At 74.9% G+C, this 8,395-nt stretch carries 7 protein-coding genes; 4 read left to right on the forward strand and 3 right to left on the reverse strand.

The window, feature by feature from the left end; genetic code table 11:
- Positions 1-124: 124 nt before the first annotated feature.
- Positions 125-1,312, reverse strand: a complete 1,188-nt coding sequence (locus ACZ4MU_RS35045) for a thiolase C-terminal domain-containing protein (RefSeq protein WP_467883651.1) — start codon at positions 1,310-1,312, stop codon at positions 125-127.
- Between the two features lie 21 nt (positions 1,313-1,333).
- Positions 1,334-3,493 (reverse strand): acyl-CoA dehydrogenase, encoded by a 2,160-nt coding sequence (locus tag ACZ4MU_RS35050; RefSeq protein WP_467883663.1) that lies wholly within the window; start codon positions 3,491-3,493, stop codon positions 1,334-1,336.
- A gap of 178 nt (positions 3,494-3,671) precedes the next feature.
- Between ACZ4MU_RS35050 and ACZ4MU_RS35055 the strand changes: the two genes are divergently transcribed.
- The 4 genes from ACZ4MU_RS35055 to ACZ4MU_RS35070 all read left to right on the forward strand — a co-directional run bounded on the left by ACZ4MU_RS35055 (position 3,672) and on the right by ACZ4MU_RS35070 (position 7,519).
- On the forward strand, positions 3,672-4,319 hold the full coding sequence (locus ACZ4MU_RS35055) for a class I SAM-dependent methyltransferase (protein WP_467883653.1): 648 nt from the start codon (positions 3,672-3,674) through the stop codon (positions 4,317-4,319).
- Positions 4,320-4,395: 76 nt separating this feature from the next.
- Positions 4,396-5,361 carry an N-acetylmuramoyl-L-alanine amidase gene (locus tag ACZ4MU_RS35060; protein ID WP_467883655.1) on the forward strand — a complete coding sequence of 322 codons (966 nt, stop codon included), beginning with the start codon at positions 4,396-4,398 and terminating at the stop codon, positions 5,359-5,361.
- A gap of 198 nt (positions 5,362-5,559) precedes the next feature.
- Positions 5,560-6,381 carry a hypothetical protein gene (locus ACZ4MU_RS35065; protein WP_467883657.1) on the forward strand — a complete coding sequence of 274 codons (822 nt, stop codon included), beginning with the start codon at positions 5,560-5,562 and terminating at the stop codon, positions 6,379-6,381.
- 127 nt (positions 6,382-6,508) lie between these two features.
- Complete coding sequence (locus ACZ4MU_RS35070) at positions 6,509-7,519, forward strand: LLM class F420-dependent oxidoreductase (protein ID WP_467883659.1); 1,011 nt, start codon at positions 6,509-6,511, stop codon at positions 7,517-7,519.
- Positions 7,520-7,548: 29 nt separating this feature from the next.
- Here ACZ4MU_RS35070 and ACZ4MU_RS35075 read toward each other — a convergent pair whose 3' ends face one another.
- Positions 7,549-8,127, reverse strand: a complete 579-nt coding sequence (locus tag ACZ4MU_RS35075) for a hypothetical protein (protein WP_467883661.1) — start codon at positions 8,125-8,127, stop codon at positions 7,549-7,551.
- Positions 8,128-8,395 lie beyond the last annotated feature (268 nt).

Genomic DNA, 8,395 nt, shown 5'->3' on the forward strand with positions numbered 1-8,395 from the left:
CCAGCTTCTGACCCGCGGGCGCCTGGAAGACCACGTCCAGCTGGAACGGCCCCGGCGCGACCTCGGTCGCCTCCCGCCGCGTACGGTGCGCCACCACGGTCCGCAGCCGAAAAGCCCTCTGGCCCTACCTCCGCAGGAGGGTCACCACCGCCGCCCCGCCCAGGCCCACGTTGTGCGCCAGTCCCACGCCCGCGCCCTCGACCTGGCGCGCCCCCGCCTCGCCCCGCAGCTGTGTCACCAGCTCCCCCACCTGCGCCAGCCCCGTCGCGCCCAGCGGATGCCCCTTGGAGATCAGGCCGCCCGACGGGTTCACCACCCACCGGCCGCCGTACGTCGTCGCCCCGGACTCCACCAGCTTCCCGGACTCCCCCTCCCCGCACATCCCCAGCGCCTCGTAGGTCAGCAGCTCGTTGACGGAGAAGCAGTCGTGCAGCTCGACGACGTCGACGTCCTCGATGCCGAGCCCGGCGCGCTCGTACACCGCCGACGCCGCCGCCCGCGACATCCCCACCCCGACCACGTCGATGCACCGGCCCGAGGCGAAGGACTCCTCCGTGTCCGTCGCCATCGCCTGCGCCACGATCTCCACCGCCCGTTCCTCCAAGCCGTGTTCCGCCGCGAACCGCTCGGAGACGACGACGGCCGCCGCCGCGCCGTCCGAGGTGGGCGAGCACTGGAGCCTCGTCAGCGGCCGGTGGACCGGCGGCGAGGCGAGCACCTGCGCCACCGAGTACTCCACCTGGAACTGCGCGCGCGGGTTGTGCACCGAGTGCCGGTGGTTCTTGGCGCCGACCGCCGCCAGCTGCGCCTCGGTCGTCCCGTAGAGCTCCATGTGCTCGCGCGCCGCGTTGCCGAAGATCTGCGCCGTCGGCGGGGTCGTCGCGAAGCCGTGGGCGGCGGCCATCACGCCGTAGTGGCGGGCGACCGGGGACGTGGCGAAGTCCCCGCCGTCCGCCCCGCCGCCCAGCGCGCCGCGCCTCATCTTCTCGAAGCCGAGCACCAGCACGCACTGGCTCGCCCCGCCCTGAACCAGCTGCCGCGCCAGCACCAGCGCGCTGGACCCGGTCGCGCAATTGTTGTTGACGTTGTGGACGGGGACGCCGGTGAGCCCCAGTTCGTACGCCGCCCGCTGGCCCGCCGTCGACGGCTGGAAGCAGTAGCCCGCCAGGACCTGCTCCACCTGCCCGTACCCGATCCCGGCGTCCGCGAGCGCGGCCGTCCCGGCCTCGCGTGCCATGTCCCAGTACTGCCACTCCCGCGACTCGGGCTTCACGAAGTCCGTCGTCCCGACCCCGGCCACCAAGCTCTTCACGTACCCGCTCCTTCGGCTCGTTCAGTCTCGCGGCAGGCCGAGGATCCGCTCGGCCACGACATTGAGCTGGACCTGCGTGGTGCCGCCCGCGATGGTCAGACAACGGGACATCAGATAGCCGTGGACGGCCCGCTGGGCCGGTCCCTCGGCCGTCGCCCCCGCCGGGCCGAGCAGCTCCAGGGCGAGGCCGGCCACCTTCTGCTGGTGGACGGTCTGGACGAGCTTGCGCACACTCGCCCCGGCGCCCGGTTCCAGGCCGGACACCTGGAGCAGGGTGGTGCGCAGCCCGACGCAGGCCAGCGCGTGCGCCTCGGCGGCCAGCGATCCGATCCGGGCGCGGCAGGAGCCGTCGAGCCCGTCCGCGCGGTCGAGCAGCGCCTCCAGGCCGGTGTCGAAGGTCAGCTGGTCGGCCATGTGGACGCGTTCGTTGCCCAGGGTGTTGCGGGCGACCCGCCAGCCGCCGCCCGGTTCGCCGACAACCGCGTCCGGCGGCAGGAGCGCCCCGTCGAAGTACACCTCGTTGAAAAGCGCGTCCCCGGTGATCTCCCGCAGGGGGCGGACGTCGATGCCGGGGGTGTGTTTCATGTCGACCAGGAAGTACGTCAGGCCCTCGTGCTTGGGGGCCCGCGGGTCGGTGCGGGCCAGCAGGATTCCGTGGTCCGCCCACTGGGCCGCGCTCGTCCACACCTTCTGGCCGGTGATCCGCCAGCCGTCCTCGGTGCGTTCGGCCCGGGTCCGCAGGCTCGCGAGGTCCGAGCCCGCCTCGGGCTCCGAGAACAGCTGGCACCACAGCAGGTCCCCGCGCAGGGTCGGCAGCAGATAGCGCTCCTGCTGCTCCTTCGTCCCGTACGCGAGGAGCGAGGGCACCACCCAGGTGCCGATCCCGAGCCCGGCGACCTGCACCCCGGCGGCGCGCAGCTCCTCCTGGACGACGAGCTGCTGGACGGGCCCGGCGCCCAGCCCGTACGGCGGCGGCAGGTGTGGCGCGGCGTAGCCGGTGGGGGCGAGGGCGCGCCGGGCGGACGCCGGGTCGAGGCCGCGTACGGACCGCGCCGCCTCGCGCGCCGTGGCCCGGAACTCCTCGGCCTCCTCGGGGAGTTCGAGCCGCAGCTCGCGGCGCGCCCCGGCCCCGGCGAGCCGGACGGCCCGCAGGCGGTGGGCGTCGCCGGGGCCGAGGAGCTGGCGGGCCACCAGGGCGCGGCGCAGATGGAGGTGGGCGTCGTGCTCCCAGGTGAAGCCGGCGCCGCCGAGGATCTGGACGCAGTCCTGGGCGCAGGTGAGCGCCGCGTCCAGGGCCGTGGCCGCCGCCAGGGAGGCCACCAGACCGCGCACCTCGGCCCGCTCCGGCCCCGCCGCCCGCGCCGCGTCCCACACCAGCGCCCGCGCCTGTTCGGTCCGGACGAGCATGTCGGCGCACAGGTGCTTGACCGCCTGGAAGCGGCCGATGGGCCGTCCGAACTGCTCGCGCGTCCTGGCGTGGGCGACCGCCGTCCGAAGCGCCCGGGCGGCGGTGCCGCAGGCCTCGGCGGCGAAGAGGACGGCCGCCAGATCGTGCACGAGCGCGGGGTCCACGGCGAGCGCCCGCTCGCGCGGGACGGCGAGGGCGCGGGCGGTGACCTCGGCGGTGGGGCGGGTGGGGTCGGCGCCGCGGTGCGCCCGTATCTCCAGGTCCGCCGCGTCCACGACCAGCCACACCACCTCCTCGCCCGCCCGGGCGGCCAGCACGAGCAGCTCGGCCTGGGCTCCGGCGAGTACGGGCGGCGCGGTCCCGTCGAGCGTCCAGCCGCGCGGGCCCGGTACGGCGGTGAGGCCGCCGGGGCCGAGCGCCACGGCCGCCGTCCGCGCCCCGGTCGCGATCGCCTCCACCGCCCGCGCGTGCCCGGCCCGCTCCAGCACCGCCGCTGCGAGCACACTGGGCAGGTACGGGCCCGGCAGCGCGGCCCGGCCCGCCTCCTCCAGCACCACGGCGAGCTCCACCAGGCCCCCGCCGCCGTACCGCTCGCCGAGATGGACGCCGAGCAGGCCCTGCGCGGCCAGCGCGTCCCAGTACGGCGGCCGGGAGGCGGGGGCGCCGTCCGCGTCGAGCAGCTTGCGCACCTCCTCGGGCGGCACCGCCCGCGCCAGGCCGCCCCGTACCGCCTCGGCGAGCTCGCGCTGCTCCCGGGTGATCCCGATGCCCATCCGCACTCCCCCGCCGTGGCCGCCGCTGGAACGGCGCCAGACTAGAACACGTTCCATTCTGACGGAAGGTCAGATGGGGGGCGGGATCGGCCGGGGATTAGGATGTGGCGCCCGGCGCCGCCCTTACGGGCCGCCGTGTCCCGCACGAAGCCCGCGCCCGACCCCCAGGAGCCCTGCCATGGCGACACCCAAGCCGGAGATCCTCGCCGCCTTCGAGGCCGCCAAGGGGTTCATGCCCGTACGCGAGGGGCTCGCCCTGTACGAGGCGGCCGTCGAGGCGGGCGCGCTCGGCCTGCCGCTCCTGGAGGTCGGCACCTACTGCGGCCGCTCCACCCTGCTGCTCGCGGACGCCGCCCGCGCCGCCGGGACCGTCGCCGTCACCGTCGACCACCACCGGGGCAGCGAGGAGCAGCAGCCGGGCTGGGAGTACCACGACCCGTCGGTGGTCGACCCGGAGATCGGCCTGATGGACACGCTGCCCACCTTCCGCCGCACCCTGCACCGGGCGGGCCTGGAGGAGCACGTGATCGCGGTCGTGGGGCGCTCGCCGCAGGCGGCGCGGGCCTGGGGCGGCAGGGTGGGGCTCGTCTTCATCGACGGCGGCCACACCGACGAGCACGCCAACGGGGACTACGAGGGCTGGGCCCCGCACCTCGCCGAGGGCGGCCTCCTGGTGATCCACGACGTCTTCCCGGACCCGGTGGACGAGTTCACCGGCCAGGCCCCCTACCGCGTCTACCTGCGGGCCCTGGCCTCCGGGGCGTTCACCGAGGTCTCGGCCACCGACTCGCTGCGCGTCCTGCGCCGTACCGGCCCCGGGGTGTGACGGCATGGGGGTGTGACGGCACCGACACCCCGGGCCGGAGCCACCGGATCGGCCGGACAGGCCCTAGCATCACTGCGTGTCGTACGACAGCGAGTCCCCCACCCCGTCCCGGCGCCGGCTGCGCGGCAACCTCGTCATCGTGACCGCCGCGCTGGTCCCGACCGTCCTGGCCGGCTGGCTGGTGTGGCAGGCCATGGACGGTTCCGGCAGCCACGACGACAAGCCGCCGAAGGTGCTGCCGCTGCCCAGCGCGCCCGCCGCGCGGCCCTCGGGGAACGGGGGCACCGCGCCGCCGGCCGCGACCGGGACGGCCACGCCGTCCCCCTCGGCCCCGGCCTCGGCCTCCACCCGGCCCGTCCGTCCCACCGGACCGCTCGCGGGGCGGGTCGTGGTGATCGACCCGGGGCACAACCCGGGCAACTTCCGGCACGCCACCGAGATCAACCGCCAGGTCGACATCGGGACCAACAAGAAGGAGTGCGACACCACCGGCACCGACACCAGGGGCGGGTACACCGAGGCCGCGTTCACCCTGGACGTCTCGCACCGGCTGCGGGCGCTCCTGGAGAAGCAGGGCGCGACCGTCACCTACACCCAGGACGGCGACCGGCCCTTCGGCCCGTGCGTGGACGAGCGCGCGGCGATCGGCAACCGGGCCAGGGCCGACGCGGTCGTCTCGGTGCACGCGGACGGCTCGGCGCAGGGGAACCATGGCTTCCATGTGATCCTGCCCGCGCTGGTGAACTCCGGGAAGGCGAATACCGCCCCGATCGTGGGCCCCTCGCGTGAGCTGGGTGTGAGGATCGCGGGGAAGTTCGTGCACGCCACCGGCATGCCGCCCTCCAACTACGTGGGCGACGGCACCGGGTTGGACGTCCGCAAGGACCTCGGCGGACTCAACCTCTCGACCGTGCCGAAGGTGTTCATCGAGTGCGGGAACATGCGGGATTCCGGGGACGCGGCCCTGCTGGGAGACGCGGACTGGCGTCAGCGGGCGGCCCAGGGGATCGCGGACGGGATCGGCGACTTCCTGGGGAAGTGAGAGCCTGTCCTCGGGACGCGCCGACGGGAGCGGTCGGCTGCGGGTCGGTCACGGTCTGAGCACCGAGGGGACTTCCCACCCGGTCAGACGATAGATTCTCCTCCGGGTGGGGAACCACCCCCGTGCTTCGCGCCGTGTGCACGTACACCGGCGGCAGCGATGACCGCCCCGACGAGACGACCCAAAAAGGACTATTACGTGAACATCCGCTCCCTCACGCGAGGCGACGGCGTGGTGATCGGAGCAGCGGTGGTGCTGTTCATCGCCTCGTTCCTCGATCTCTACTCGGTCGGCAATTCGTGCTCCGGTACGTTCTGCCCGAAGCTCGACGTGCCGAATGCCTGGGACTCGCTGGGCCTGCTGATGAGCATGTTCCTGGCCGGCATCATCGGAGCGGTCCTCATCGTGGTGGCCCGTTCGCTGCCGCAGCCGAAGAAGATCGCCGGCATCGACCTGGGCCAGTTCGGCACCGCGTTCACGATCTTCTCGGCGTGGACCGCGTTCTGGACCATCATCGACATGGACAAGGCCGGCGCCGGCATGATCCTCGGCCTGATCGCCGCGCTGGTGCTCGCCGCGGGCGCCGTGGCCGGCCCGATGGTCGCCGCGCTCAAGGCTCCTCTGATGGGCAACCCGAGCCCGGCCGTGGCCCCGTACGGCGCCCAGCCCTACGGCGGCCAGCCCGCCGGCGGGTACGGCTACCCGGGCGCCCAGCAGCCGCAGCCGTTCGCGCCCCAGGGTGCCGACCAGAGCCAGGGCGGCCAGACCCCGGCACCCGCCGCCGCGGCCCAGCAGCAGCCCGCCGCCGGTGCCCCGGCCGGGGACTTCGCCCCGTTCTGGTTCGCCGTCCCGGTGGCCCGCCAGCTGTACCCGGAGGACGGCTCGGCCACGCCGATCGCCGAGCTCGCGCCCGGCACCTGGTACCTCGCGGTGGAGCAGCGCGGCGCGGCCCTGGTCGCGCAGACGCAGGACGGCCGCCGCGGCGTCCTTCAGGACACCACGGGCATCCAGCGCGGCTGACCGGCGGCCCGGCCCCGGCCGGTCACGGTCCCACGGCACGGGAACGGCCCCCCACCCCTTCCGGGGCGGGGGGCCGTTCCCGTACGCTCCCCTGACGATCCGTCAGAAACGGGCAGGGGGCGGTGGTATGCGACTGGGACTCGCACTCGGCTACTGGGGCCGCGCCCCGGACCCCGGGCACCTGGAGCTGGCCCGGGAGGCGGAGCGGCTCGGGTACACCTCGGTGTGGACGGCCGAGGCGTGGGGCTCGGACGCCTTCACCCCGCTGACCTGGATCGCCGCGCACACCTCCCGGATCGCGCTGGGCACGGCCGTCGCGCAGATGGCGGCCCGCACCCCCACCGCGACCGCCATGCACGCGCTGACCCTGGACCACCTCTCGGGCGGCCGGATGATGCTGGGCCTCGGGCTCTCGGGGCCGCAGGTGGTGGAGGGGTGGTACGGGCGGCCGTTCCCCGCCAGCCCGCTGACGGCGACGCGGGAGTACGTGGAGGTGATCCGCCAGGTGCTGCGGCGCGGGGCGCCGGTGGAGCTGGACGGCCGCTTCCACCCGCATCCCTACCGGGGCGCGGACGGCACCGGCCTCGGCAGGCCGCTGAAGCCGATCACGCATCCGCTGCGGGCGGACCTGCCGGTGCTGCTCGGCGCCGAGGGCCCCAAGAACATCGCGCAGACGACCAGGATCGCGGACGGCTGGCTGCCGCTGTACTGGTCGCCGACCCGCCTCGACGCCTACCGGGCCGCGCTCGACGGGGCGCCCGGGGGCTTCACCGTCGCCCCCATGGTCCGGGCGCGGGTCTGCGACGACGTGGCCGAGGGGCTGCTGCCGGTGAAGGCGATGCTCGGCTTCTACATCGGCGGGATGGGGCACGCGGCCCGCAACTTCCACGCGGACCTGATGGGGCGGATGGGGTACGAGGCCGAGGCCCGCCGGATCCAGGCGCTGTTCGCCGAGGGCCGCCGCGAGGAGGCGGTCAGGGCGGTGCCGGACGCCTTCGCGGACGAGATCTCGCTGGTCGGGCCGCGCGAGCGGATCGCGGAACGGCTGGAGGCGTGGCGTACGGGCCCGGTGACGGACCTGCTGGTCACGGCACCGGACCCGACGACCCTGCGCGTACTGGCGGAGCTGAACGGCTGACGGCGTGCGGGGCCGGGCCGGGCCCGGGGTCAGCCGCCGCCGAGCTGGGAGGCGGACGGCACCTGGTCCTTGACCTCCGCGCCGGCGCTCTTGCCCGCGCCCTTCACGCCGTTGATGACGTTCTCGAACAGCCCGACGTCCGCGTCGGTGGCATCGCCCTTGCGGAGCTTGCCGCCCAGGCCCTTGAGGGACTCGATGCCGGAGGTCAGGGGGGCGACGGCCTTGGAGAGGAGGGGGTCGCCCTTGGCGTTGTTCGCGGCCGCCTTCAGCCGGTTGTACGTGAAGGCCCCGGCGAGGCCCGCCTTCACCAGGGCGAACGTCCGGCCCTTGGTGCCCTTCTTGAACTTGCCCGCCTTGTACGGCTTCACGATCCACTGGTAGGCCGCGCCCGCCGCTAGCCCCGCGTTGGCGACGAAGCGCGTCTTGGCGAGCTTCTGCTTCTCGAAGGTGCTGGACGGGGAGGCGCTGGCGCTGGGGCCGGCCTCCGCCGCGGTCAGGCTGTTGCCTGCGCTCTTGGTTTCGCCTCCGCAGGCGGTCGTCGACACCAGGATGGCGGTGGAGAGGACGACCGCCGCGAGTATGCGGCGGAGCGGGAGCGTACTGGGCACGGTGACCTCCGGGGACGATGTGTCTCCCCCGCAGCGTCACCCACCCCCCACCCCGGAGCCACCCAACAAGGTCCGTCCGGGTCCCGACACCCATCCAGGTGCCCTCCAGGGCGGGGTGCTCACCCACGGCCGGGCGGGGCCCTCCGGGGGCCAGGTGTTCGTCTGCGGGCCGCCTGTGGCTGGTGGCGGGGGGGGGGGCGGCCCCCCCCCCGGGGGGGGGGGGGGGGGGGGGGGGGCCCCCCCCCCCCCCCCCCCCCCCGGCCCCCCG

Source organism: Streptomyces sp. NPDC026377, assembly GCF_055567715.1.